Genomic DNA, 25,463 nt, shown 5'->3' on the forward strand with positions numbered 1-25,463 from the left:
CGTATCCTATTTTTCATTTTCATACAAAATGATTTTATAGTGGGCTTTGATAGCCAGTATTTACATTAGCGCTTTTAAAATAGTGTTCATCATAACCGTCATAATAATCTGTTCTCTCTTCATCTGCTTCAATAGCTTGTTTATGTCTTAGGGTATTTACCTTTGCTATCTCATTTATAGAATCAGGTTCTAAGCCAAATAGCTTAATTACTTTGCTTAAGAATACCTGTGATGGAGTTTCACGCCCATTTTCCACATTGCAGTAGTATGCCTTACTACATCCAAGTAAATCAGCAATTTGTTGCTGGGTAAAAGATGCATTACTTCGCAACTCAAATAGTTTCTTTCGCTGGCTTTTCCAGGTGTTGAGCTTTGACCTTGCTATTTTATCAAACTTATTCGCCGTACTATCAAATCTAGGAAAATTACCCTCATGCCATTCCCCAGATTGGTGGCGTATCTTACCTTCCTCTGCACCTTTGTACACACCAGCCTTTATCAATATACTACGTATAGCAGCCTTCTTGATACCAAAGCCAGAGTTTTCAAGTTGTCTTAGACCCAATCCATTTAAATACATTAATATTATTAGTGTGTTGCGTTCATCTTTGCTTGTATAAGTCGGTCTAGAAACACTAGGTAAATGCTCTGGTAATGGGCTGTTTAAGTAGTCTTGGTATAATCCTACTCCGCAAGCATTAAGTAGGGCATAAATATCATCTGCCGGGGATGTATATCCGCTTACAATGTCCACTAGCTGCAAAATAGTTATGTTTAATCGTTTTAAAATTTTATGGTAGCCAATAAGTACAATGGATTGCTGTACACGCACCATACCATCAATGGTAAGGCTCTGGCTATTTAGAGGCTTTATTTTGTTATATCGTTCATATTTTTTTAAGACTTTAAAATCTTCTGTAGAAACATACACAATAAACTTAGCTTTCGATATTCCTCGCGTGTTTAGGATTCGATTAAGTGACTGGGAATCAGCATCCGCAATATTATTAGACGAATCTGTTATGGATTTATAAATAGAATTATTTGCAAGATTATCCAACCTCGAAGTCGTGGATAATAATAAATTGCTATAAATACTCAAATCTACACGTTTGTTCTCAGATTCAGGTGTCACTAGTTATCGCCTCCATAATAATGATAATAATATAAGATTTATAATATCATACCGCATTTGTTAAGTGAAATCAATTTTATTTATTAAGGTAATTAAACAGTGAAAGAGGCCCTTCTGATATAGAAATAGGGGAAGGAGTAATGCAGGATATAATAAGGTTGGGAAGGAGAGAGTACTGTATCGTATAAGGGAGTCTTGCTTCATAATAATTAGATAGGCTAGGCATATGATATATATTCCATAAGGGAAAATAGATGTGGAATATTACATAGGAAGTGATATAAGTTAGAATTACTACTAATCCTTATATTCGAGATATTCAGTAATCCTACGCTTACTTATTTTTACGCACTCGTCCTTTATATCCATACCAATAACCTTAGCACAGGAGCCAGTGTGTAGACTTGCTAGTAGGCTTGTACCAGCTCCGCAACAGGGGTCAAGTACCACACTATCACCATGTTGAATAAACCTCTTAGCGAGTTCGTCGAATACATCAAGTGGTTGTTCCCACTCTATTTCACGGGTTTTATTGGCAGGACTAGCTGTTATTAGGTCGCTGTAAATCTCACCCTTATATCTAGTCCCACAGGTCATGTGTATAACTGGCTTGGCAAAAGAACTAACACCAATCCAACCCAAATTAGATGACCGTCTTGGAAATATAGTGGTAAGCGTCCAGTTATAGCATAATCTTTTATCGGTATGCAGAGCACTCATAATTTCAGGAAGTGCTCCGTATCCTGTCATGCATACAAGGCTTGCTATACCATCTTTTTTAAGTACACGTCCTGCTAATTTACTTAGTGCGCGATAAAGTTCAACATAATCCACAGAATAGGGTAAATCCGTTAGAATTAAATCCACGCTATCATCGGCTATCCAACTTAAATCATTTGTAAGCAGGTCGCACTGTCTTATATCTACCTCTGGTACCATACCAGAGGTGTTTTTACGTCTATCTGCTTTTCGCTGCCTATTAAGTGCAGCTTGACAGCTACGAGGGCTTAGTGAACCGCGTTCTTGCATTAAATTTAAAACTCCTGGTGCCTTTAGTGCTCGTAAGCCTCTAGCATCAAGGCCTTCGAGTATCTCAGGATGCTCTTTTAGGTATGGATGAGACAGGTATTCAGGTAAAGTGTCCACAGTGGTTAATTGTCCACTTGCAAGCAGTTCTTTTCGCACTTTTTCTACGGTTACATGACTTACGCCAAGCTGTTTTCCAATTGTTCTTGAAGACAAAGATGGTTCAATTTTTATCTGTTGCTTTATTAATGCACGCTTCTCAATTTGCGTTAATTTCTTTGTTCGAGGCATTTCATCCCCTCCTTAAAACTGATGGTTACCAATAAATTATACCTACTTCTAGGCCGAAAGGCTATAAAAAACTTTATTCTTTTTTGTTTCTGCAAAATCAGGCGTTGCACAAATCGAACTATATAAAACATAAGTTGTAAATCCAAGTCGACAGCAAAACTTAAAGTGGAAAATATTTCTCAAAAACATAAAATTCAATCAGGCATTAGCTAATACAACTTATTAGTAAAAGTAAAACCAGGAGGTGTGTGAAAGTGTCAAGGACAAGAACTAGTTTTAAGAGTCTATATATAAATAAGTATAAACCCCCATAGATTTTAATATTTAAGGTAAATACCATACGAAATTTAATAACTATAAAACAAAGGAGACTATATAAATGAAAATAAATAAAGCAATTTCATCAAATTTAACAAATGGAACTAGCTTTGGAGTGCACGATTATGATGGGAAACTTACTTGGAATGAGGTAGACTACATGCTTTCATCACTTAATAGGATAGTTATCCCTGAGATAGATATTAGCTTATCTATAAATACCTTTATTGATGAGCTTATTAATGAACTTATTGGTATCTTCCCTACATTACAGCTTAGCCTATTTGAGCCGAATGTTGAAGAGTTGGTAGAGAAGATTGCCAAGGAACATCCTATTAGTTGTTACTCCCTTGTATCTTTATTAAAGAAAACAATAATCGATAATCATAGTGGTTCTGAAGAAGAGTACAAGGCTTATATTGAGCAGTACCTTAAATTAAAGAAGTAGGTAGTCGAGTATTTAATGGTTTTATCTGAAAATAGACCGACCAAAATGACTTTGAATTGGCCCTACAAGCTATGTAGAGACAGTTTGTCCTTAGACGCTCTAAATTGCCACTAGAAGCTTTCTAATCTACAAATAGGTACAATTACCCTAGTGAAAGTCTAAAGTCTATTTAGGGGCAAATAAGGGTTTGGAAAACAATAGATATTAATGCTAGGAAAGATAGTATTGAATCCCATAGTGTGTAAAGTAGCAGGTCTTGTATGGGATTTAGGAAATAAGATAAAACTAACCGTTTGTATAAAATCATACCATATTTGTTAAGTGAATTTATATTGTTTATTTAGGATGGATAGGAAGATAACTAGGCCTTGACATGAATGAATATGGGGAGCAAATACTGTAGGAGTAAAAGAGTAAAGAAGAAAGGTAGTAGGGATTGTTGATAAGGTCACAGTGCTCGTATAGACGAGGGCAAAAATTAAATACAATAATGTTATCCCGTGACCTGTTCAACGTCCTTCATAGAAAAGTAATAATTTAGGAGGAATTACAGTGAAAGTAGAAAATGTTAAAACAGATATATTTAACGAATACCCAGAGGTAGTAGATGCAGAGCAAATGAGTGAGATGCTTGGAATTAGTACAAAAACAGCCTATAGACTTCTAAAAAACAATGAGGTTAAACATTTCAAGATAGGTAGAGTTTACAAAATTCCTAAGCTACATATCTTGCAGTATATAGATGTAGCTTAAAGTCTAATGCGTCAACAATTGTAAACAGCCAGCAGTAGCGGTATAATACCAGTGTCAGTAGTAGATGGTTGGCTGCTAATATTAAAGGAGGAAGAAAATTATGTTAGCAGGACATTTAAGAGAGAAAAATGGATATTATCACATGATAATAAATTATAAGGGTAGTGATGGCAAAAGAAAGACAAAATCAATAAGTACAGGACTTCCTGTGAAAGGAAATAAAAAACGTGCTGAGACCATGTTGTTGGAAACAAGAAAGAATTATGTACCAGAAGATATTTCAACTGGCAAAGATATTCCGGTTCACTTATTGTTAGAGCAGTTTATAAAAGATAGGGCTAAGTCGGTTAATGATAATTCACTATCAATATATAACCACAATATAAGATTTTTTATCCGCCCATACTTCGAGGATAAGACAACTAAAGTGTGCGAGTTAAGTGCTACTGTTATAGAGAGGTTCTATAACTATGTAAAAACAGAGCATCATGCAACTAAGAAAGTTATTTTACAACTACACGAGATAATAACTATAGCTCTTGACTATGCTTTAGAACTAGGTTGGATTGATACTAACCCAGCCAAGAGTATTAATCCAGCAACGGATGAGGTTTCCATATTATTTACAGATTTTATGCTTGATTGGTTGGAGATGATGAAATCACGCATTGAGACTACAACCTTTGCATCATATAACAGTGTTATTAATAAGAGCATCATCCCTTATTTCAAAGAAAAAGCGTATACGCTTAAAGAAATGGAGGAGAACCCTAAATATATCCAAGACTATTATCAGCATGGGTTAAATTCAGGATTATCGCCAAATACAGTTATACGACGCCATGCTAATGTGCGTAAAGCCCTGCAACATGCTTTTCAACTGGATTTAATTAAATCTAATCCAGCAGACAAAATAGAACGACCTAAACAAGAAAAGTTCAATGGCTCTTATTACACAGAAGAAGAACTAATTAAACTGTTTGAAGTATCAAAAGGAGACCCTATGGAATTAGCCATTATCTTAGCAGGTTTCTATGGACTACGTCGTAGTGAAGTTCTTGGATTAAAGTGGGATGCTATTGATTTCAAAGCAAAGAAAATTTCAATCCATTATACTGTAACGGAAACAAATATTGGTGATGGTAGAGGTAATATTGTTGTAGAGAAAAAAGGGACTAAAACGAAATCTAGTATGAGAATACTTCACTTGGTTAAGCCAGTCGAAGATTTGCTTTTTAATATGAAAAAGGAACAAGCTGAGAACAGAAGACTATGCGGCAGTAGTTATAATGAAAAATATATAGAGTTTATAAATGTAAATAAAATGGGAGAACGATTAAAGCCTGGGTATTTAACACAGCATTTTTCAATAATCTTGAAAAATAATGGATTGCGTAAAATCAGATTTCACGATTTGAGACATACTTGTGCCAGCTTACTATACAAAAAAGGTAGGGGTTTGAAAGAAATCCAAGAATGGCTAGGACATAGCGATATTTCTACAACATCTAATATTTATACACATTTGGACCCTAGTAGCAAGGTTTCTTCTGCTAATGCTATTGTAAGCGTTTTAGAACCTACAAAAGAAGAATTAGAATCCTAAAATGATTAAGAATTTTGGACAATAAAAAAGCTCCTTAGTTGCGAGCTAAGGAGCCTTTTGATATTGGTGCCGGTGGTGGGACTCGAACCCACACACCATTATAGTACTCGATTTTGAGTCGAGGTCGTCTGCCAATTCCGACACACCGGCCTAAATTTTTTATCCGCAGTACCTACTCATTCAATAGATTTTAGAAGGATGTGCAGGAGGGATATTGAGAATATTACAGTTTGCTAAGTTGCTGTAACCCTTGGTATATAGGGCTTTTGGTGTTTCGTTAATATAACCGACGAATTAGATTTTGAGTCCACTACGTCTGCCAATTCCATCACACCGGCAAATACATTACTCAAATATAATAGCATAGAATACTAAAATAATCAATATTTTATTTTACCTTTTGTTTACTGAAATTATGTTTTGAGGTATACTATAAAGTAGTAAAGAATGGAGTGATCTAATGGATAAGAAAAAATTAATGATTATAGATGGAAGTGCTTTAATACATAGAGCATTTTATGCTCTGCCCTTATTGTCCAATAAAAATAATGTATATACAAATGGAGTTTACGGATTTTTAACAATGTTATATAAAGTGGAAGAGGAAATTAATCCAGATTATATATGTGTAGTTTTTGATAAGAAGGGACCTACTTTTAGACATGAACAATATGAACAATATAAAGGACATAGACAGGCTACACCTTCAGAACTAGTACAACAATTTCCAATTATAAGAGAAATACTTGATGCTATGAACATAAAATATTTAGAGCTTTCAGGATTTGAAGCCGATGACATAGCAGGTACATTAGCCAAAATAGGTGAAAAGGAATCAATGGAAGTTGTTTTAGTAACTGGAGATAAAGATTATCTTCAACTTGCTACAGATAATACAAGAGTTTTAATCACTAGAAAAGGTATTACAGAAATAGAGGAATTTAATAGAAATAAAATAGTAGAAGTATATGGAATTACTCCAGAGCAGCTTATTGATTTAAAAGGATTAATGGGAGATCAATCCGATAATATTCCAGGAGTACCAGGAATTGGTGAAAAAACTGGACTAAAATTGTTAAAAGAATATGGTACAATTGAAAATATATATGAAAATATAGAAAATATCAGTGGTAAAAAATTAAAAGAGAACTTAATAGAAAATAAAGATATTGCATTTCTAAGCAGAAAGCTTGGAGAAATTATAACTTCTGTACCTATAGAAATTGGTCTTGAAGATTTAAAGACTAGGGAGCCAGATTGGGAAGCTTTAAGAAAGCTTTATGAAGAGCTTGAATTTAATAGTCTAATTAGTAAAATAGCAGGTGAAGATTTGCAAGAAGAAGAGATATATTCTTCTTTATCTTACAATATAATAGATTATTCAAGCTATGAAGAATTAATTAGTACTATAAAAGAAGAAAATAAGTTTGGATTTAAGTTTATTGTATCAAATAATAAATATATTGAGGATACAATAATGGCTGTAGGGATTAAAACAGCAAATTCAATGAATATTATCTATCTAGATAATCAAGAAGAGTTTGCTAATAGTTTTAAATCTATATTTGAAGATAAATCAATTAAAAAAGTAGGTCATGATCTAAAGTCAGATATAATTATTTTAAAAAGATTAGGAATTGAAGTAGAAAGTATTGTATTTGATTCTATGATAGCTGCATATTTAATTAACCCATCTCAGACATCTTATTCTATAAATAATATAAGTAAAGAATACTTAGGTTATTATGGTAAAGACGAAGAAATTTTACTAGGAAAAGGAAAGTCCAAGAAAAGCTTTGATGAACTAAGTAAGGAAGAAATAGGAGATTATTTAGCATTTTTATTGGATACAGTTTTCAATATAGAAGATAATATGAAAAAGATTATTGAAGAGCAGGAAATGCTGGAACTTTACTATGATGTGGAATTACCTTTAGTTGAAGTGTTAGGCAGTATGGAATATTATGGATTTAAAATAGATAAGGAAGAATTAAATGGACTTAGAGAAGAATATAATGAAGAGATAGATACTTTAACAAGGGATATATATGAATTAGCAGATATAGAATTTAACATTAACTCACCTAAACAATTAGGAGAAATTTTATTTGAAAAATTATCTTTACCAGTTATTAAGAAGACAAAAACAGGATATTCTACAGATGTAGAAGTTTTAGATAAATTAAAAGAACAGCATCCTATAATTAATAAAATTCTTAGATATAGACAAATTGTAAAATTAAAATCAACATATATAGATGGATTATTGAATCTTTTAAACAAAGATACAGATAGGATTCACTCAAGTTTTAACCAGACCATAACTACTACAGGAAGAATAAGCAGTACAGAACCAAATTTACAGAATATACCAATAAGGACTGATGATGGAAGAAAGATTAGAAAAGCTTTTATTGCAGAAAATAAGGACTATATTTTAGTAGATGCAGACTACTCTCAAATTGAGTTAAGAGTATTAGCACATATATCTAGAGATTCAAAATTAATTGAAGCATTTAATACTAATGAAGATATTCATACAAAGACGGCTTCAGAAGTATTTAATGTACCAAGAGAAGAAGTTACATCTTTAATGAGAAGCAATGCCAAGGCTGTAAACTTCGGAATAATCTATGGAATATCTGATTTTGGATTATCAAGGGATTTAAATATTTCAAGAAAAGAAGCAAAGGAATATATTGATAACTATCTAAGAAATTATGAAAAGGTTAAGGAATATATGGAAAATATAGTTGATTTGGGGAAAGAAAATGGATATGTAGAGACTATACTCCATAGAAGAAGATATATCCCTGAACTTAAAGCTAAGAATTTTAATATTAAATCTTTTGGAGAACGTATAGCTATGAATACTCCGATTCAAGGTTCAGCTGCAGATATAATAAAGGTAGCAATGGTTAAAGTATATAATGAGTTGAAAAATAGGAATCTAAAATCAAGATTAATACTGCAAATCCATGATGAACTTATAATTGAAGCAGATAGAGAAGAAGTAGAAGAGATAAAAGAACTGATGAAGGGTATAATGGAAAATTGTATAAAATTAGATGTACCTCTTATAGTTGATTTAGAAACAGGTGACAGTTGGTATGAAACAAAATAATTGTATATTAATAGGTTTGACAGGCGGAATATCTTCAGGTAAATCTACTGTATCTCATATAATAAAAGAAAAGGGTTATCCATTAATTGATGCAGATAAAATTGCTAGAGAAGTAGTTGAAATAAACAAACCAGCATATACAGAAATAGTTAAGGAATTTGGAGAAGAAATATTACTGAAAAATAAATCTATAAATAGAAAAGAACTGGGAAATATTATATTTATGGATAGGATTTCTAAGGAAAAATTAGAAAGTATAATTCATCCCTATATTTTTCAAGAAATTAAAAATGAAATAGATAAACTTAGTATTTATAATCCTACTATATTTCTAGATATTCCTTTATTATTTGAGCAATATGAATTATGGAAGGAATATGACATTAAATTTAATGAGATATGGGTAGTATATCTTGATAAAGCTACTCAATTAGATAGATTGATGAAAAGAGATAGCATTTCAAAAGAAGAAGCACTTAGAAAAATGGAATCACAAATGGATATAGAAATTAAAAAAGCAAAATCTTCCAAGACAATCGATAACAGCGGAGATATGAAGTTTTTAGAAAAACAGATAGATAAATTACTAGAAAAATTAATCTAATCTTGGAGGGGTTCTTTGTTGTTCAAAATAAGAAAATTAATTAAGAAAACTATTATATTTTTTACTATTATTATTTTAATAATTGTTGGTGGTCTTGTAGTTTTGACTACTAAATATCCAATAGGATATAAAAGTGCCATAGTAAAATATTCTAATGAATATAATTTAGATCCTTATTTAGTAGCATCAATTATTAATGTAGAAAGCAAATATGATAAAAATGCTATATCTAGTAAAGAAGCCAAGGGTCTAATGCAAATAGCACCGCAAACAGGACAGTGGGCAGGTGAAGTTCTAGGAATAGAAAATTATAATGCTGAAATGTTATTTGATCCTGAAGTAAATATTAGAATAGGTACATGGTATCTCAATAATCTTTTTACGGAATTTAATGGAGATTTAGATTTAGTTCTGGCAGCTTACAATGCAGGAAGTGGAAATGTAAGTAAGTGGTTAGACAATGAAGAATATTGTAGAGATGGAGTTACTTTGTCAGTTATTCCATTTAAGGAAACTAAGGATTATTTAGTAAAAATACAGGACAATTATAAAGTTTATAGTTCGGTATATAAGGAATATATAATGAATCCTACAGATAAAGACTCTTTATATATTAATCTATTGCATAATATTAGAAGGGTTTTAAAAGAATTAATGAGAAACATATAATGAGGTGAATAGATGAAATATAAAAAAAATTTATCTTTATTTCTTGTAATATTAATGGTTACTATGACCATAGGTTGTAGTGAAGATAGTATGGTTCTAGGAAATAATAAGGATACGAATTTACTTGAAGAAGGAGAAGGGACTAGGGACTATACTCCTGTCCCAGGAGGACAAGCAATACTTCCATTGACCAATTTTAATACTCTAAATCCCCTTCTAACTGAAAATAGTAACTATTACTTTTTTAGTAAACTTATATTTGAAGGTTTATTTGAATTTGATAATAATTTAAATATAACAAATCAATTGGCTGAATCCTATAATATAAAAGACAATGGAAGAATTGTTGAGATTCAATTGAGAAAAGATGTTCTTTGGCATGACGGACAAAAATTTAGTGCTGAAGATGTGGCTTTTACTATAGATACTATTAAATATGCTAGTTTAGATAGCACATATAAACAGATGTTTTCAAATTCATTGGGAGTATATGGACAAGGTGATATAAAAAACATCTTAAATGTAAATATTACTGGTACAAATAGTTTAAATATTACATTTGATAAATCTCTTGGTAATAATCTGGAAGTTTTAACATTTCCTATAATACCTAAACATATTTTCAATTCAGCAGGTAATAGTAGATATATTAAGGCGTTGGAAGTAAATAACTATAAGCCAATAGGTACTGGACCATTTAAATTTGACTCATATGAAAAGATGAAAGAAATAAAATTAATAGCTAATGATGACTATTGGAACGATAGACCTTATATTGATGAAATATTGGGTATGGTATTTGAAAGTGAAGAAGACATACTAACTGCTTTTGAAACTGGACAAATCAGCATGGCTACCACTGTAGATGTTGACTGGGATAAGTATGCTCAGAATAATAGAATAAATATATTAGAATTTGTTTCTTCTAATTATGAGTTTTTAGGATTTAACTTTGGAAAAGAATTATTCTCGGGAGAGAAAGGGGAAGGTCTGCGAAGAGCAATAGCCTATGCCATAGATAGACAAGCTATTATTCAAAAGGTATATTTAGGACATGGCACTCAAGTGGATGTACCAATACATCCAGACTCTTGGCTTTTATCTGATAATGCAAATAAATTTGGTTATAATATAGATTTAGCAAAAGCAGAGTTAAGCAAGATAGGTTTTAAAGATATGGATAATGATGGAATTATAGAAGATGAAAGTGGAAATAAGATTTTCCTTAAAATCTTAACTAATTCCTATAATATTACAAGGCTAAAGACTGCAGAGATGATAAAGGATGATTTAAGAAAAGTTGGAATACTGGTTAGTATATATCCAGAAAATAATAAAAGCAATAGTATCACTAGAGATGATATAGATAAACAATGGGAATTAGTAAATAATCATTTAGCATCAGGAGATTATGATATAGCACTTCTTGGATGGCAATTATCTGTAATTCCTGACTTATCCTTTGCTTTCCATAGTTCAAGGATTTCTCAAAATACAAACTTTATTAGATATTCCAGAGAAAATATGGACAACTTGCTTCAGAAAACTTCTACTGCTGGAACAAGAGAAGAAAAATTAAAGTCCTATAGTGAATTGCAGGAATTAATTACTAAAGATCTACCTTATGTAAGTTTATTCTTCAGAAATAAGGCTTTATTAATAGATAGCAAAATAATAGGAGACTTAAATCCTAGATTATTTAACCCATATAAGGGTATAGAAAAAGCCTATATACCAGAAGAATTCCAGTAATAATGTATTGAAAAAAAGTTGAAAATATAGTAAAATTATATTGTTATTAATAAGATGCGAGTATGCTGGAATTGGCAGACAGGCATGTTTGAGGGGCATGTATCAGAAATGATGTGTGGGTTCAAGTCCCACTACTCGCACTAAAAATTAGATATTCAAATTATAATATAATGACAAGGGTTTTGAATGAGAGATTCAAGACCCTTGTTTTTATTTTTGTAACTTTTTCTTCTTTTTTCCGTATATCTAGTGGAGGGTGATAAAATGGAAATAAAAATACAAAATCTTAGTAAAAAATATAAAAATGTAAAGGCTTTAAATAATATTAATTTAGCTTTCAATACTCCAGCGATGATTGGACTGGTAGGACCAAATGGAGCTGGAAAAAGCACTCTTATGAAAATTTTAGTAGGACAACTTAAAGCTACAGAGGGAGAGGTTTTAATAGACGGAGTTTCTCTCAATAAAAGAGAAAAATATTTAAAAGAAAGGCTAGGATATTTACCTCAAGATTTTGGGCTATATGAGGAGTTGAGAGTAGAAGAATACTTAGACTATATGGCTTCCCTAAAAAGAATAAAGGAAAATAAGAAAGATGAAATAAAAAGAGTTTTAGTAATGACTAATCTTGAAGAAAAGAGAAAACTTAAAATAAAGACTCTTTCAGGAGGACAAAAACAAAGAGTTGGAATTGCCCAGGCAATGTTAAACAATCCTGAATTGATTATAGTTGATGAACCAACTGTAGGACTTGACCCTGAAGAAAGAATTAAATTTAGGAATCTTTTCTCTGAAGACTCCATTGATAAAATAGTTATATTATCTACTCATATTATTGAAGATGTAGAGTCCATATGTAATCTAATCATTGTTATAAACAAAGGTAAGATACTATTTGTTGGAGAGCCTAGTGAGTTAGTTAGAAAAGCCATAGATCATGTAGGAGTTGTAGAGATTATAGGTGCTGATAAAGAGAAATTTTTAGAAAGAGAGGTAAAAGGAGAATTTAAGATTACATCTACAGTTATAACTCCCACAGGTACTAAATATAGAGTAGTATCTAAATCTTTACCTTTATCTTTTGAAAAAGTAGTTCCCTCCTTAGAAGATGCCTACATATATTGTATGTTGGAGGAGGAATAATATGGATTTACTTAAGAATGAAATTAAATTGATGTTTAAATCAAAGTTGATAATGCTTTTGATATTGGTATCCTGTGTTGCCGTAACTATTGGAATAAATTCCTTAAATATGTCCAATGACTTTGATTTGTTTTATATAAGAAGGTCTTCTTCAACTATTGCCTTTGGTGCTGTAAAATTTGGAGCCTCAATATCTGCATTGCTATTTGGATTGTTTACAGTATTGGCACTAGATAAAGATAAGAGAAAAAGAAGTAAAGAAATTATAGGATCTAATATAGATTACCATAAATTAATGATAATTCGTATTTTGGCTATAGTTTTTTATGAAGTTATAGCAACTATAATTGGAATGATGGCTGTTATTGCCATACAAAAATTTGTATTTAGTATTCCGGTTAATATTTTTTATTATCTATTTAACTATTGGATTATATTTTTTCCATCACTTTTATTTTCTACCTTAATAGTAAGTGGGCTATATCTTTTAACAGATAGTTTAGATATAAGCTTTATAACTTTAGGGGTATTATTTGTTAAGAGCCTAACTTCGAATAACTATTTATTTACATGGGTACAAACTAATTTAGATATTATTTCAGATTTTGCAGGAATACAGCCTGTAGGTAAAACCATTATTTATAATAGATTACTGTGGATATTTATCTCCGTTTTAATATTTGGAGTAGGATTGCTATTTAAAAGAAGATATGAATTCCATTTAAAAGAGTCATTTTTCATCAATGTAAAAAGTAGGGCATTAATAATATTAGTTGTAATTGCTGTATTGGGAAGTGGATTTACCTATATAAAAGAGCCTTATACAATGGAATTAATAAGAAATATGGAAAATGATATTGATGAAAATATATCTCTAACTGGTCTTAGACCAGAAATTGTGTTTGATAATGAAAAGGGAGAAATATATGGAAGGGTTCTGTATGATTTCATAAACAAAGGTTCTGATTCAATCAAGTTTCATACTAATGAAGGACTAAGTATAGATTATATAAAGGTTAATGGAGAAGAAATAGAATATAATCGAACTAAAGGCGAAGTTGAGGTATTTATACCAAATATGAAAGAAATAGAAATCATGATTTCCTATGGTGGAAAAGTAAAAACTGATAAAAATGGTGTAGGAAGAGGTATGCCAGGATATATTTCTAAAGATAGTATTTATTTACTAGAGAATTCTAATTGGATTTTCAGACCTTTAGTTAAAGAAGGAGATTCCATAAATATCAGTGGATATTATTCTGCACCAGAATATTTAACGGTGGTGGTTCCAGGAAGGCTTATAGGTACAGAGATAGAAGGTCAATTGAAGAAATGGATATTTGAATATAATTCTCATACTGCAGACATTGGAGCATTTGCAGGAAGGTATGAGAAACACGAAATCAGCTTTGAAGATATGAACATTGAATTTTACTATTCCCCTAGACATAAGGAATATGTCCAGAATATGAAAATAGAAGAATATATAAAAGATATGATGAAGTATTATATTGAAAATATAGGAGATTATTATTCAGATATATATCCATTAAAGATTGCAGAGGTTGCCTTATATAAGAGAGGAGGACATTCATCAGAAAATGTTATAACTATTTCTGAAAATATGTTAAATCGTGACAAGAATATGTATTCACTAATAGAAGATGAAAATACTCAGTATAGGGGTATGGATATAGATGTTTTTATGAGTGATCTAAGTCTTATAGCACATGAAATTGCACATCAATGGTGGGGCACAGGTGTTAAGGTAGTAGAAGATAGTCCTTGGTCAAGTGAGGGACTTGCACAATATTTTTCCTATAAGTATATACAAAGTGAATTTGGAGATATGGAATCAAGTTTATTTTTAAGCAGATGGGAAAGTCGTGTACGAGAACTGAATAATTACTATTATCTAAATAACAGTGAAATGCTAGATAAGATAAATGAAAAATATAGAAAATCCTTAGAGATGGAAAAGCTTCAGAGTGAATTATATTATTTAATGCCTATTAAATTACTAAAGGGAGAAGAAGTATTAGGGGAAAAAGAATTTTTAAAAGGAATAGAAAAGGTATATAAAAATTATTTATATAAGGATTTAACCTATGAGGAGTTTCTTAAAGAAATGAATCTTTCTGAGGAGGCGATGGAATTTGAATAATATTAATCTATTAAAATACGAAATTAAAAGAATGATTATATCAAAAAAATATTTATATATGATCCTTATATTGATAGCATTTACTTATGATTCACTAACAAGATTAGTAATAGGCGGGTACTATGGGACAGCTCCATTTTCTGAATGGACCTATACATTTTTCATTCAGTTAATTTCATCTTTAGTGATGAGCATAATGATATTTATGATGACAAATATTTTTAATGAGAAGGAACTAAGGGCTAGAAAGATATTATTCTCAGCGCCAATACCTCAGAGTAAATATTATATGTTGAAAATTGCTGGATTAGTGGTTACTTTTATATTGACAGCACTAGTTCCAATTATTATGAGCTTTATATATTACAAAGTATTATTTGATTATAGTCAATTCATTATCTTTGGGAAATACATTATATGGTTTCTTATTCCTACTTTTATATTTTTATTAGGAGTTGGCATGGTTTTAGGCAAAACAAGCTCAAAACTATTATATGGTCTGATTCCAATGGCATTTTTATTAGGAAGCATGAATACAAGTAGTATTTTGCCATTATGGTTAGATATATTTGGACAACATTTCTTTGAAATGTCAACCTTTGCAGAACTCTTTGGGAGAACAAGCCAGAATATATCATTTGATTTATCCAGTGATTTTATTTATTCTAGACTTGTATTCATATTTTTAGGGATTATACTTTTAGTGTATACATGTTTTAAAAGAGAAAAGGAATAAAATAATGATTGGCTATATAAAGAAGATGGAGGTGAAAGAGTGGAAGAACAGTTGCAGCTATTAAAGAGTGGTGATGAAAGTGCCTTTGAAGAATTTGTACTTAAGCATAGAAAAGAAGCTGTAAATTTTGCATTAAGTATACTTAAAGATTATCATGCAGCAGAAGATGTTGTTCAAGATAGTTTTGCTATTTTTTATGTATATAGGGAAAGATTAAAAGATTACAGTACATTAAAATCCTATTTGTTCTCTATTGTACACAATAAATCTGTAGACTATATTAGAGATAATGATAAAAATATCTATACTGATTATCAAATTGCTTCCACTATTTCTCCCGAAGAAATTATAGTAAATAGAGAAAAAGAACATAAATTTATAGATAGTTTTAATAAATTAGATGAAAGTCAGAAGAGCATACTTTATTTATATGCATTTCAGCAGATGTCTTATAATGAAATCTCAGAAGTATTAGGTATAAGCTTAGCTAAGGTGAAAATAAATATTTTTAGAGCAAGAAAAAAATTAAAGGCTTTATATGCTGAAAAATAAAGTTGATGGAGGTAAATTTTATGAGACCTGAAGAAAACAATAGAGATTATCTAAATGAAGTATGGAGAAGAGTAAGGGTACAGGAATATGATAAATATCAGTTAGAAAAGATAACAGAAAATAAGAAATTTGTGAGAAGAATGGAAATAAAGCTATCATTATTGATATTTGGAGGTTTATCTGTTATAAGTATAATTTTATATTTTATATTAGGGATCAGTATGGAATGGTTAATTATATGTATATCAGCATTTTTAATAGGTGCAGAAACCTATGATTATTTGAGTTTTAATGAAGCTAAAAGGAGGATTTATTATGAAAATTCAAATTAAAGAGCTAGAAAAATACTATGGAGCAAATAAAATATTAGATAGAATAAATCTTACCTTTGATGAGGGAATCCACGGACTTTTAGGACCTAATGGAGCAGGGAAGACAACTTTGATTAGAATTTTATCAACATTATTATCTAAGACATCAGGAGAAATTTATTATGATAATTTAAAGGTGGATAATAAAGAAGAAATAAGAAAAATAATAGGGTATCTTCCACAAGAGTTTTCCTTTTATCCAAATTTTACAGTATATGAAACCTTAGATTATTTTGCTTCCCTTTCTAATATAAAGCTAAATAAAAAGGAAATATTAGATAGACTAGAAATTGTACATCTTCAAGATATATATAAAGCTAAGACAAAGACTCTTTCAGGAGGAATGAAGAGAAGGTTAGGAATAGCTGTAGCAATGGTAGGGAATCCGGAAGTATTAATTGTAGATGAGCCTACAGCAGGTCTTGATCCAGAAGAAAGAATAAGAGTTAGAAATATGCTTTCTGACTTTGGAAAGACAAAAACTGTATTATTATCAACTCATATTGCTCAAGATATTCAATTAAGCTGTAAAAGTCTTTCGATTTTAAATAAGGGAAAGCTTATTTATAGTGGTACAGTAAAAGAGATAATAAAAGAAGCAGAAGGATATGTGTGGAATCTAAATGTAGACTTTGGAGATTCTGAACAGTATATGGACAAGTACAATGTTATTTCATCTATAACGGATGAGGATAAGATTTCTTTAAGGATATTGTCAAAGGAGAAACCGTCTCTAAATGCTAATAATATTTCTCCAACTTTAGAAGATGCCTATATGAAGCTTATAAAGGAGGTATAGAAAAAATGCTTAGAGAGATATTTTTGAAGCAAGTAAAGGAACAAATTAAAAGTCTAAGTATATTGATTTTAATAGTATCTATATTCCTGTTTTATTACACTCAATTTATAGGAGATATAAAAAGAGATGGTATAAAGCCTATGCCTCCTAGGTTCAAATATAGTACAACTGATGATTTAGCTGTGAAAGGAGTTACGTTAGAAGATCATATTGAATATGCTTATAATACTATGAAGGCTGATTACAACTCAGGTGATACTCTAAGAATTAAGGGAATAAATATGTTCTATGAAAAGATAAATGAAGAACAGAGAAAGTTTTTAGAAGAAGCAATAATAGAAATGGAGGACATAGACTTTCAAACTATTGATGAATATTATGGATTTATAGATAAGGTAGATAGAGCCTTAGGTGGCAACACCGTATATAGCAATGAAAATAATTTTTCATCTGTTATTGGTAGTAAATATTATGAAGAAGATATAGAAACTTATAATGCTATACTTAAAGAAGATAAGGTAACAAATGCCTATGGAAGACTCTTTGCAGATTATATAGGAATTGCAATAAGCTTCTTTGCTGTATTTGTAACGGCATTTAGCCTTACTAAAGATAAGAGATATAATTGTAATGAGCTTATATATACTACTAGGGTTTCTTCTTATAAATATGTATTAGGAAAATATTTGGGAGATATGGCTATAATAAGTTTAATATTGTTTTTAGTGACAGGTCATGGGACTTGGATATTTCATGGTTTTTCAAAATTAACAGGAGATCCTATTTCCTATGGAGGGTTCTTTAAATATTCTATAGTGTGGATTATCCCAACTATTATGTTTGTAACTTCTCTAAGTTATGTAATTCAGCTTATATTTGACAATGGAATAGTATCTATTATAGTTCAATTTTTTTACTGGATCTATAGCATGAAAAATTTGATTTCACAAGGGATTCAGCCTACAAAATATTTCATAAGATTTAATAAAATTATTCCTCACTCAGAATTTCAACCCTTTATGAAGGGAATATATTTAAATAGAATACTATTTACTATATTTTCTTTAATATTATTATTTTTAGCTATAAAGCTATGGGATAGAAAGCGAGGGGAGATGAGTAGTGGATATAAGACTAGAAAGAAGGATATTTTATAACAATATAAAGATAATTTCGTTTAATACCATGGTTTTAGCCTTAGCATATGTAGGAGCTATTTATCTGATGATTAATAAAAACGATTTATCAGGATATAGTTTAATATTCATGGGAGAACAGCTTATATCTCCCATTGGAATAGTGATGTTTGTTAGGACTACATTGATTGAAGATGAATATGGAATATCAGAAATGATTTATTCAAAGGTATATCCTTACTGGAAAAATATTTTATATAGAATTATTATTATTTCCACACAATTATTTTTTGTATATAGTATTTTCTTTATTCCATTGAAAATTATTGGAATGGATTTTCATATAGCGAATATTTTATTTGGATCTTATGCAACGGCATTGTACTTAGGAATAATTGCCATGATATTAGGATATATGTCCAAGGAAATATCTATTGGTATTTTAGCTCCTTTTCTCTATTATTTCTTCGAAATGTTTTCAAAGGGAAAGTTGACCAAAGGCTTATATTTATTTGGAATGGGTGTGGGAAACTATATAAGTAAGATAAAGCTATTTTCTATTGCTATAACTGCTATAATAGTGTTTCTTTTTATAATCAATAGGGATCATAGAAAATTAAACAGGTATTAATCAAAAATATATAAATACTATGGATAACAAGATTGATAATAATCCCAATCAAGTATATTAAATTTATATAGAAAATTTTTTTGAATATGGTAAACTATTATAGTGACGATATTTCATAAGATATGGAGGGGTTTAGTTGGATCTTAAATCTAAAATAAGAGTAATAGAAGATTTTCCAGAGAAAGGTATTAGCTTTAAAGATATAACAACATTGACTAAGGACGGAGAAGCTTTTAAGGAAACAGTTGATAGAATTGTAGCGGATTTAAAAGGAAGAAATATTGACTACATAGCTGGACCAGAGGCAAGAGGATTCTTGCTTGGGGCAGCAGTTGCTTATGCGTTAGGAGTTGGATTTATTCCAGTTAGAAAACCTGGGAAATTACCTGGAGAAACAGCTAGCTATGAATATGAGTTAGAATATGGAAATAGTAAGCTTGAAATTCACCTTGATGCCATAGAAAAAGGAAAAAAGGTTGCCATAGTAGATGATTTACTAGCCACAGGAGGTACAGTGTCATCTGTAGTAAAACTAATAGAGTCCTTAGGAGCAGAAGTAGTTGCCTTAGAGTTTTTAATTGAATTAGAATTTTTAAAAGGAAGAGAAAATATAGAAGGGTATCATATAAATTCATTGGTAAAATATGACAGATAAATAATTGTTAAGTTTTTTTAATAAATGTTTAAAAGATATAAAATTGGTAAAGAAAGACTGGAAAATATGACAATTGTTAAACAATGATTTTAAATTATAGAAAGATAGATATTTTAATATAAGTAAATATGAAAAAACTATGAAATGGTTCAGAACTCTAAGACTGTTTCATAGTTTTTTTGTAGAAAAATTACATATTATTAAATAGTATTTAAAAAATTAAGTTAATTTAAATGAATATAAAATGAAAATATTCCTCATTTATGCTTAAAAAAATCCCAATAATTATAGAAATTATAAAATTATTAACAATGCTTGAAAAACAATTAACAGTCTTTACAAGTTTACAAATGTGTACAATGCTAGGGTTTAATGTTATAATATAAAGGTGAGTCGTGGAATTAATATATAATTAATTAAGAAAAATACTATATAGAGAGGTGGAATAGAATGAAACTTGAGAATCTCACTTTTAAGGGTGGGGTACATGTACCACATAGTAAAGAGTTAACAGAGAAAAAAGCTCTAGAGTATGGGAAAGAACCTAGTATGGTATATATACCACTGCATCAGCATACAGGTGCACCTTGTGAACCTTTAGTTAAGGTAGGGGATACTGTTAAGGTAGGACAAAAAATTGGCCAATCTCAAGCCTTTGTATCAGCCCCAATTCATTCCAGTATAGCTGGAACCGTGAAAGAGATAACAAAAATAACTACACCAACAGGAATTAATTCAACTTGCATAGTTATAGAATCAGATGGAAGTAATGAAATATCTGAAGAAGTTAAACCTAAGGGAAGTTTAGAAACACTTTCTTCTAAAGAGATAATTGAAATAATTAAAGAAGCAGGAATAACGGGTATGGGAGGAGCAGGGTTTCCTACTCATGTAAAATTATCACCTCCACCAGATAAAAAAATTGATACTGTTATTTTAAATGGTGCAGAATGTGAGCCTTTTTTAACTTCTGATCATAGATTGATGTTAGAAATGCCAGATAAGGTTGTTTTTGGTTTAAAGTCAATAATGAAGGCATTAAATGTAAAAAATGGTTTTATTGGTGTTGAAACTAATAAAATGGATGCTGTAAGTGCTTTAGAATCTATAATTAAACCTGAAGATAATATAAAAATTGTAACTCTGCAAACTAAATATCCTCAAGGAGATGAAAAAAGACTTATTAATGCTGTTACAGGAAGAGTAGTTCCTTCAGGTGGTTTACCTATGGATGTTAACTGTGTAGTCAACAACGTAAGCACTGCTAAAGCCATAGCGGAAGCAATATTGGAAGGAAAACCTCTATATGAAAGAGTTGTTACTATTACGGGAAATGGAGTAAAGGAGCCAAAAAACCTTATAGTTAAAATAGGAACACTTTTTGGGGAAGTAATAGAACAATGTGGTGGTTTTAATGAAACTCCAGGTAAAGTAATAATGGGAGGGCCTATGATGGGCTTAAGTCAATTCTCTATAGATGTACCAGTGATTAAGGGTTCAGGTGGAATCTTGATTCTTACAGAGAAAGAAACCTTAGCTGAAAAAGTATCACCATGTATAAAATGCGGTAAATGTCTAGAAGTGTGTCCAGTGAAATTACAACCTTTATTTATATCAGCTTACGCTCTAAAGAAAGACTTTGAAGGCTCAGAGAAGTATGGGGCATTAGATTGTGTTGAGTGTGGAGCATGTTCTTTTATATGTCCAGCAAAAAGACCATTAGTAGAATCAATTAGATTTTCAAAAAGAGAAATTCTTGCTAAAAGGAAAAAATCATAAAGATAGGAGGAAATTTGATGGAAGGTAAAGTGTTAAACACTATAAACTCAAATTCAGTACCTGATATGTTAGTAGTATCTTCTTCGCCCCATATTAGATCCAATGAATCTGTTAAAAGAATAATGTTAGATGTAATCATAGCTTTAATACCAGCATCAATAGGGGCCGTATATTTTTTCGGGCTTAATGCTTTAAAATTAATTTTATTATCAATAGCATCAGCTTTATTTTTTGAAGCAGCAATACAAAAGCTATTTAGGAAGGAAATTACAATTAACGATTGTAGTGCCATAGTTACAGGTATTTTAATAGCTTTTAATTTACCAGCTAATGCACCATGGTGGATTCCGGTATTTGGTTCTGGATTTGCTATTATTGTAGTTAAACAATGTTTTGGTGGGATCGGTTCTAATTTTATGAATCCTGCATTGGCAGCTAGAGCAGTATTACTTGCCTCATGGCCAAATATAATGTCCAATTTTGTATTACCAGGAGTAGATGCGGTAACAGGTTCTACCCCACTTGCTATTATGAAGTATGGTGGAGCAGATGCAGGGGCTTCTGCTACTGTTGCTCAAGCAGTACAAGAACTACCATCTGTAATGGATATGTTTATTGGAAATATAGGTGGGGCAATTGGTGAAACATCAGCACTATTATTATTAATTGGTGGGCTTTATTTAATAATTAGAAAAGTTATAAACTGGAAAATTCCAGTTGTTTATATAGGTACTACAGCTATTTTATTATTGATTTTAGGAGTTGAGATGGACCAACTTATATATCATATTTTAGGTGGTGGATTGATTTTAGGAGCATTTTTTATGGCTACAGATTATTCAACAACACCTGTTACACCTCTTGGTCAGATAATATTTGCTTTAGGTGCTGGAATTCTAACTGCTCTTATTAGAGTTAAGGGAGGATTCCCAGAAGGAGTTTCATATTCTATTTTATTAATGAATGTAGCCAGTCCATTAATAGAGAAGTTCACTGCACCAAAAATATTTGGGAGGGCGAAATAGATGAAGGAAACTATAAAATTAGGATTAATTTTATTTATTATTACTGCAGTATCAGCAGGAGTTTTAGCTATTTCTAATAATTTAACTAAAGATAAAATTGCAGAAATAGCAATGGCTGGTAGTATAGAGGCACTGAAAGAAGTGTTTGGAGAAGAAAATGATTTCAAAGCTTTAGATGAAGGAAGACTTGATGAAATAAAAAAAGTGAACGAATCTACTGAAGAAATATTTGAGGTATATAGTGGTGAATCTTTAAGTGGATATGCCATAAAGATAAGTTCTAAAGGTTTTGGAAAAACAAATTTAATTACCTTAACTGGTTTTTCACTAGATGGAAATATAATAGGTATGAGATTAGTAGAACATTCTGAAACAGAAGGTATAGGTTCAAAAGCTACATTGCCAGATTTTACAGATAGATTCCAAGGTAAAAATGCTTCTGAGGAAATAACTGTGGACACTATTTCAGGTGCTACAATAACCTCTAAAGGTGTAATGTCTGGTGTAAATGAAGCTAGAAAAGTATTTAATGAACAGCTTTCAAACTAATGTAAGTGAGGTGGAAAAATTGAAATTATCTAAGATATTTAAAAATGGTATAATAAACGATAACCCTATATTTGTACAATTAATAGGTATGTGTTCAACATTAGCTGTAACAACGAATGTTACAAATAGTTTAGCTATGGGTCTTGCAGTAATTGCAGTATTAGTAGGCTCAAACTTTGTAATATCTTTACTTAGACATGTAATTCCAGATAAAATTCGTATTCCAGCATTTGTTGTTGTAATAGCCACTTTTGTTACTATTATAGAAATGTTTATGAAGGCATACGCACAACCTATTTATCAAGCTCTAGGCATATTTCTACCCCTAATAGTAGTAAATTGTATAATACTTGCACGTGCGGAGGCTTTTGCTTTTAAAAATGGAATAATTCCTTCAATAGCAGATGGTCTTGCTGTTGGATTTGGATATACTATTGCTCTAGTTATTTTAGGAAGTATAAGAGAAATCTTTGGTGCAGGAACTTTTTTAGGAAAAACACTATTTGGAGCAAACTTCCAACCAGCAGGAATATTTGTAGCACCTGCAGGAGCTTTTATTGTTCTTGGACTATTAATAGGGGTATTTAACTTTGTTAGAAATAAAAAAGCTTCCAGTGAAGTTTAATAAGGAGGGAAAACAATGAGTATTGCAGCAATCTTAATTAGTACAATCTTTGTAAATAACTATGTATTAGCTCAATTCTTAGGTATTTGTCCATTTCTAGGAGTATCAAATAAAATGGAAACTGCAGCAGGAATGGGAATTGCTGTAACATTTGTAGTTACATTATCATCTATAATTACTTATTTTATACAAAAATATATACTAGTAACTATGGGTCTACAGTATTTACAAACAATTGTTTTTATATTGGTCATAGCAGCATTAGTTCAATTTGTTGAAATAGTTCTAAAAAAAATATCTCCTACATTATATAACGCATTAGGAGTTTACTTACCACTTATTACTACAAACTGTGTAGTACTAGGAGTTGCAATTTTAAATATAAAAGAAGGATATGATTTACTTCAAACTACTTTTAATGGTATCGGGGCTTCAGTTGGATTTACTTTAGCTTTAATCCTCATATCAGGTATTAGAGAAAAACTTGAATTAGCAGATATTCCAGAGGCTTTAAAGGGTTTTCCTATAGCCTTAATAGCTGCTGGATTAATGTCCATAGCCTTTTTAGGTTTTAATGGACTTGTTTAGGAGGGAAAAATATGACAGATATATTAAATCCAATGTTAGTATTAGGCGGAATGGGATTAGTTTCTGCAGTCCTTCTAGCCATAGCATCTAATGTATTTGCAGTAGAAATTGATCCAAAAGTAGAAGAAATAAGAACAGTACTTCCAGGGGCTAACTGTGGTGCTTGTGGGTTTCCAGGATGTGATGGTTTAGCAAATGCCATTGCTGAAGGAAAAGCATCTGTTAATGCCTGTAACGTTGGAGGTAAACCAGTGGCTGAACAAATAGCAGATATTATGGGAGTCAATGCTGCTAATGTGGATAGAAAAGTAGCTACAGTTCTTTGTCAAGGTAGTTGTAATAAAGCAAAAGAAAAGTTTAAATATGAAGGTATAAAGGATTGTAGGGCAGCCAATATACTGCAAGGTGGAAGTAAGGCTTGTTCTTTTGGATGTTTAGGATGTGGAACTTGTAAAGATGTTTGTCAATTTGGAGCTATAGAAATGATTGATGGAATAGCATTTATAAATAAGGACAAATGTACTGCTTGTATGAAATGTATTGAAGTATGTCCTAAGGCTATTATTGAATTAGTTCCATACGATAATGAATTTATTGTAAAATGTAAGAGTAAAGATTCAGGTAAGGAAGTAAGGCAAAAATGTAGTATTGGATGTATAGGTTGTCAAATATGTGTTAAAAATTGTCCAGAAGAAGCCTTTAGTTTTGAAAATAACTTGGCAAAAATTAACTATGAAAAATGTATAAATTGCGGAATATGTGCTGAAAAATGTCCGACAAAAGCTATATATGGTAATAAAGTTGAAGATTTAGCAGACTAATAAAGAGCCTTAAAGGCTCTTTATTTTATTAAATTGTGATATGAGACAATACATTTGTGACAAGTAAATATGAAAAAAGGAAAGACCTCTGATATAATGTTGTTTACCATAACAAACAAAAATCGGAGGGATCTTTCCTTATGAAAACAATTATAACAGAAGA

At 30.8% G+C, this 25,463-nt stretch carries 24 protein-coding genes and 2 tRNA genes; 23 read left to right on the top strand and 3 right to left on the bottom strand.

Translation table 11 applies throughout. The features are described 5' to 3' along the window. Window positions 1-34: 34 nt before the first annotated feature. Together FYJ83_RS20460 and FYJ83_RS12985 are read right to left on the bottom strand one after the other, a co-directional pair. The gene (locus FYJ83_RS20460) at window positions 35-1,135 is read right to left on the bottom strand and encodes a helix-turn-helix transcriptional regulator (protein WP_326828340.1); all 1,101 of its coding nucleotides are present in this window, start codon (window positions 1,133-1,135) and stop codon (window positions 35-37) included. Between the two features lie 297 nt (window positions 1,136-1,432). Next, window positions 1,433-2,452 carry a class I SAM-dependent methyltransferase gene (locus FYJ83_RS12985; RefSeq protein ID WP_154441124.1) on the bottom strand — a complete coding sequence of 340 codons (1,020 nt, stop codon included), beginning with the start codon at window positions 2,450-2,452 and terminating at the stop codon, window positions 1,433-1,435. Between the two features lie 379 nt (window positions 2,453-2,831). On the opposite strand from FYJ83_RS12985, the gene FYJ83_RS12990 reads away from it, so the two are divergent. The 3 genes from FYJ83_RS12990 to FYJ83_RS13000 all read left to right on the top strand — a co-directional run bounded on the left by FYJ83_RS12990 (window position 2,832) and on the right by FYJ83_RS13000 (window position 5,577). After that, window positions 2,832-3,218 carry a hypothetical protein gene (locus FYJ83_RS12990; protein WP_154441126.1) on the top strand — a complete coding sequence of 129 codons (387 nt, stop codon included), beginning with the start codon at window positions 2,832-2,834 and terminating at the stop codon, window positions 3,216-3,218. A gap of 552 nt (window positions 3,219-3,770) precedes the next feature. After that, entirely contained in the window at window positions 3,771-3,971 is a 201-nt protein-coding gene (locus FYJ83_RS12995) for a helix-turn-helix domain-containing protein (RefSeq protein ID WP_326828341.1), read from the top strand. A gap of 100 nt (window positions 3,972-4,071) precedes the next feature. Then, window positions 4,072-5,577: a tyrosine-type recombinase/integrase gene (locus FYJ83_RS13000; protein WP_154441128.1), complete on the top strand. Its 1,506-nt coding sequence runs from the start codon at window positions 4,072-4,074 to the stop codon at window positions 5,575-5,577. 64 nt (window positions 5,578-5,641) lie between these two features. Here the strand turns inward: FYJ83_RS13000 and FYJ83_RS13005 are convergent. Then, window positions 5,642-5,727, bottom strand: a tRNA-Leu gene (locus FYJ83_RS13005). Between the two features lie 310 nt (window positions 5,728-6,037). Between FYJ83_RS13005 and polA the strand changes: the two genes are divergently transcribed. The 20 genes from polA to FYJ83_RS13105 all read left to right on the top strand — a co-directional run bounded on the left by polA (window position 6,038) and on the right by FYJ83_RS13105 (window position 25,300). Next, entirely contained in the window at window positions 6,038-8,701 is a 2,664-nt protein-coding gene (gene polA, locus FYJ83_RS13010; protein WP_154441130.1) for a DNA polymerase I, read from the top strand. Beyond that, on the top strand, window positions 8,688-9,305 hold the full coding sequence (gene coaE / locus FYJ83_RS13015) for a dephospho-CoA kinase (protein WP_154441132.1): 618 nt from the start codon (window positions 8,688-8,690) through the stop codon (window positions 9,303-9,305). Before polA ends, coaE begins: the two co-directional genes overlap by 14 nt. Before the next feature lie 18 nt (window positions 9,306-9,323). Then, a complete protein-coding gene (locus FYJ83_RS13020) occupies window positions 9,324-9,974 on the top strand; it encodes a lytic transglycosylase domain-containing protein (protein WP_229768585.1) in 651 nt (216 codons plus the stop codon). A gap of 12 nt (window positions 9,975-9,986) precedes the next feature. After that, a complete protein-coding gene (locus FYJ83_RS13025; RefSeq protein ID WP_154441135.1) occupies window positions 9,987-11,726 on the top strand; it encodes a peptide ABC transporter substrate-binding protein in 1,740 nt (579 codons plus the stop codon). Window positions 11,727-11,782: 56 nt separating this feature from the next. Continuing rightward, window positions 11,783-11,866, top strand: a tRNA-Leu gene (locus FYJ83_RS13030). A gap of 124 nt (window positions 11,867-11,990) precedes the next feature. Beyond that, entirely contained in the window at window positions 11,991-12,869 is an 879-nt protein-coding gene (locus FYJ83_RS13035) for an ABC transporter ATP-binding protein (RefSeq protein WP_154441137.1), read from the top strand. A 1-nt stretch (window position 12,870) separates the two neighbouring features. Next, window positions 12,871-15,033 carry a M1 family aminopeptidase gene (locus FYJ83_RS13040; RefSeq protein ID WP_195838000.1) on the top strand — a complete coding sequence of 721 codons (2,163 nt, stop codon included), beginning with the start codon at window positions 12,871-12,873 and terminating at the stop codon, window positions 15,031-15,033. Continuing rightward, window positions 15,026-15,769: a hypothetical protein gene (locus FYJ83_RS13045; RefSeq protein ID WP_154441141.1), complete on the top strand. Its 744-nt coding sequence runs from the start codon at window positions 15,026-15,028 to the stop codon at window positions 15,767-15,769. Before FYJ83_RS13040 ends, FYJ83_RS13045 begins: the two co-directional genes overlap by 8 nt. 39 nt (window positions 15,770-15,808) lie before the next feature. Next, entirely contained in the window at window positions 15,809-16,321 is a 513-nt protein-coding gene (locus tag FYJ83_RS13050; protein WP_154441143.1) for an RNA polymerase sigma factor, read from the top strand. A gap of 20 nt (window positions 16,322-16,341) precedes the next feature. Further along, entirely contained in the window at window positions 16,342-16,653 is a 312-nt protein-coding gene (locus tag FYJ83_RS13055; protein ID WP_154441145.1) for a hypothetical protein, read from the top strand. Next, window positions 16,637-17,491: an ABC transporter ATP-binding protein gene (locus FYJ83_RS13060; RefSeq protein WP_154441147.1), complete on the top strand. Its 855-nt coding sequence runs from the start codon at window positions 16,637-16,639 to the stop codon at window positions 17,489-17,491. Before FYJ83_RS13055 ends, FYJ83_RS13060 begins: the two co-directional genes overlap by 17 nt. A 5-nt stretch (window positions 17,492-17,496) precedes the next feature. Next, on the top strand, window positions 17,497-18,648 hold the full coding sequence (locus FYJ83_RS13065; RefSeq protein WP_154441149.1) for an ABC transporter permease: 1,152 nt from the start codon (window positions 17,497-17,499) through the stop codon (window positions 18,646-18,648). Then, window positions 18,614-19,258, top strand: coding sequence for a hypothetical protein (locus FYJ83_RS13070; protein ID WP_154441151.1), 645 nt, complete (start codon window positions 18,614-18,616; stop codon window positions 19,256-19,258). Before FYJ83_RS13065 ends, FYJ83_RS13070 begins: the two co-directional genes overlap by 35 nt. Before the next feature lie 136 nt (window positions 19,259-19,394). After that, window positions 19,395-19,913 (top strand): adenine phosphoribosyltransferase, encoded by a 519-nt coding sequence (locus FYJ83_RS13075; RefSeq protein ID WP_154441153.1) that lies wholly within the window; start codon window positions 19,395-19,397, stop codon window positions 19,911-19,913. A 450-nt stretch (window positions 19,914-20,363) separates the two neighbouring features. Beyond that, on the top strand, window positions 20,364-21,692 hold the full coding sequence (gene rsxC / locus FYJ83_RS13080) for an electron transport complex subunit RsxC (protein WP_154441155.1): 1,329 nt from the start codon (window positions 20,364-20,366) through the stop codon (window positions 21,690-21,692). Between the two features lie 17 nt (window positions 21,693-21,709). Next, window positions 21,710-22,717, top strand: coding sequence for an RnfABCDGE type electron transport complex subunit D (locus tag FYJ83_RS13085; protein WP_154441157.1), 1,008 nt, complete (start codon window positions 21,710-21,712; stop codon window positions 22,715-22,717). Further along, window positions 22,718-23,266 carry an FMN-binding protein gene (locus FYJ83_RS13090; protein WP_154441159.1) on the top strand — a complete coding sequence of 183 codons (549 nt, stop codon included), beginning with the start codon at window positions 22,718-22,720 and terminating at the stop codon, window positions 23,264-23,266. Window positions 23,267-23,285: 19 nt separating this feature from the next. Next, entirely contained in the window at window positions 23,286-23,891 is a 606-nt protein-coding gene (rsxE, locus tag FYJ83_RS13095; RefSeq protein WP_195838001.1) for an electron transport complex subunit RsxE, read from the top strand. Window positions 23,892-23,906: 15 nt separating this feature from the next. Then, window positions 23,907-24,479, top strand: coding sequence for an electron transport complex subunit RsxA (gene rsxA / locus FYJ83_RS13100; RefSeq protein WP_154441161.1), 573 nt, complete (start codon window positions 23,907-23,909; stop codon window positions 24,477-24,479). 11 nt (window positions 24,480-24,490) lie between these two features. Then, window positions 24,491-25,300 (top strand): RnfABCDGE type electron transport complex subunit B, encoded by an 810-nt coding sequence (locus FYJ83_RS13105; protein ID WP_154441163.1) that lies wholly within the window; start codon window positions 24,491-24,493, stop codon window positions 25,298-25,300. Window positions 25,301-25,463: the final 163 nt, after the last annotated feature.

It is taken from the genome of Tissierella pigra (genome assembly GCF_009695605.1).
Taxonomy (GTDB): Bacteria; Bacillota; Clostridia; order Tissierellales; family Tissierellaceae; genus Tissierella; species Tissierella pigra.

What these genes read in the sequence shown, in the direction of transcription:
- FYJ83_RS13035 (WP_154441137.1), top strand. Translation starts at nt 11,991, where the DNA reads ATGGAAATAAAAATACAAAATCTTAGTAAAAAATATAAAAATGTAAAG.
- FYJ83_RS13065 (WP_154441149.1), top strand. Translation starts at nt 17,497, where the DNA reads ATGCTTAGAGAGATATTTTTGAAGCAAGTAAAGGAACAAATTAAAAGT.
- FYJ83_RS12985 (WP_154441124.1), bottom strand. Translation starts at nt 2,452, where the DNA reads ATGCCTCGAACAAAGAAATTAACGCAAATTGAGAAGCGTGCATTAATA.
- rsxA (WP_154441161.1), top strand. Translation starts at nt 23,907, where the DNA reads ATGAGTATTGCAGCAATCTTAATTAGTACAATCTTTGTAAATAACTAT.
- FYJ83_RS13105 (WP_154441163.1), top strand. Translation starts at nt 24,491, where the DNA reads ATGACAGATATATTAAATCCAATGTTAGTATTAGGCGGAATGGGATTA.
- FYJ83_RS13040 (WP_195838000.1), top strand. Translation starts at nt 12,871, where the DNA reads ATGGATTTACTTAAGAATGAAATTAAATTGATGTTTAAATCAAAGTTG.
- FYJ83_RS13000 (WP_154441128.1), top strand. Translation starts at nt 4,072, where the DNA reads ATGTTAGCAGGACATTTAAGAGAGAAAAATGGATATTATCACATGATA.
- FYJ83_RS12990 (WP_154441126.1), top strand. Translation starts at nt 2,832, where the DNA reads ATGAAAATAAATAAAGCAATTTCATCAAATTTAACAAATGGAACTAGC.
- FYJ83_RS13090 (WP_154441159.1), top strand. Translation starts at nt 22,718, where the DNA reads ATGAAGGAAACTATAAAATTAGGATTAATTTTATTTATTATTACTGCA.
- rsxC (WP_154441155.1), top strand. Translation starts at nt 20,364, where the DNA reads ATGAAACTTGAGAATCTCACTTTTAAGGGTGGGGTACATGTACCACAT.
- FYJ83_RS13055 (WP_154441145.1), top strand. Translation starts at nt 16,342, where the DNA reads ATGAGACCTGAAGAAAACAATAGAGATTATCTAAATGAAGTATGGAGA.
- FYJ83_RS13085 (WP_154441157.1), top strand. Translation starts at nt 21,710, where the DNA reads ATGGAAGGTAAAGTGTTAAACACTATAAACTCAAATTCAGTACCTGAT.
- polA (WP_154441130.1), top strand. Translation starts at nt 6,038, where the DNA reads ATGGATAAGAAAAAATTAATGATTATAGATGGAAGTGCTTTAATACAT.
- coaE (WP_154441132.1), top strand. Translation starts at nt 8,688, where the DNA reads ATGAAACAAAATAATTGTATATTAATAGGTTTGACAGGCGGAATATCT.
- FYJ83_RS13025 (WP_154441135.1), top strand. Translation starts at nt 9,987, where the DNA reads ATGAAATATAAAAAAAATTTATCTTTATTTCTTGTAATATTAATGGTT.
- FYJ83_RS13060 (WP_154441147.1), top strand. Translation starts at nt 16,637, where the DNA reads ATGAAAATTCAAATTAAAGAGCTAGAAAAATACTATGGAGCAAATAAA.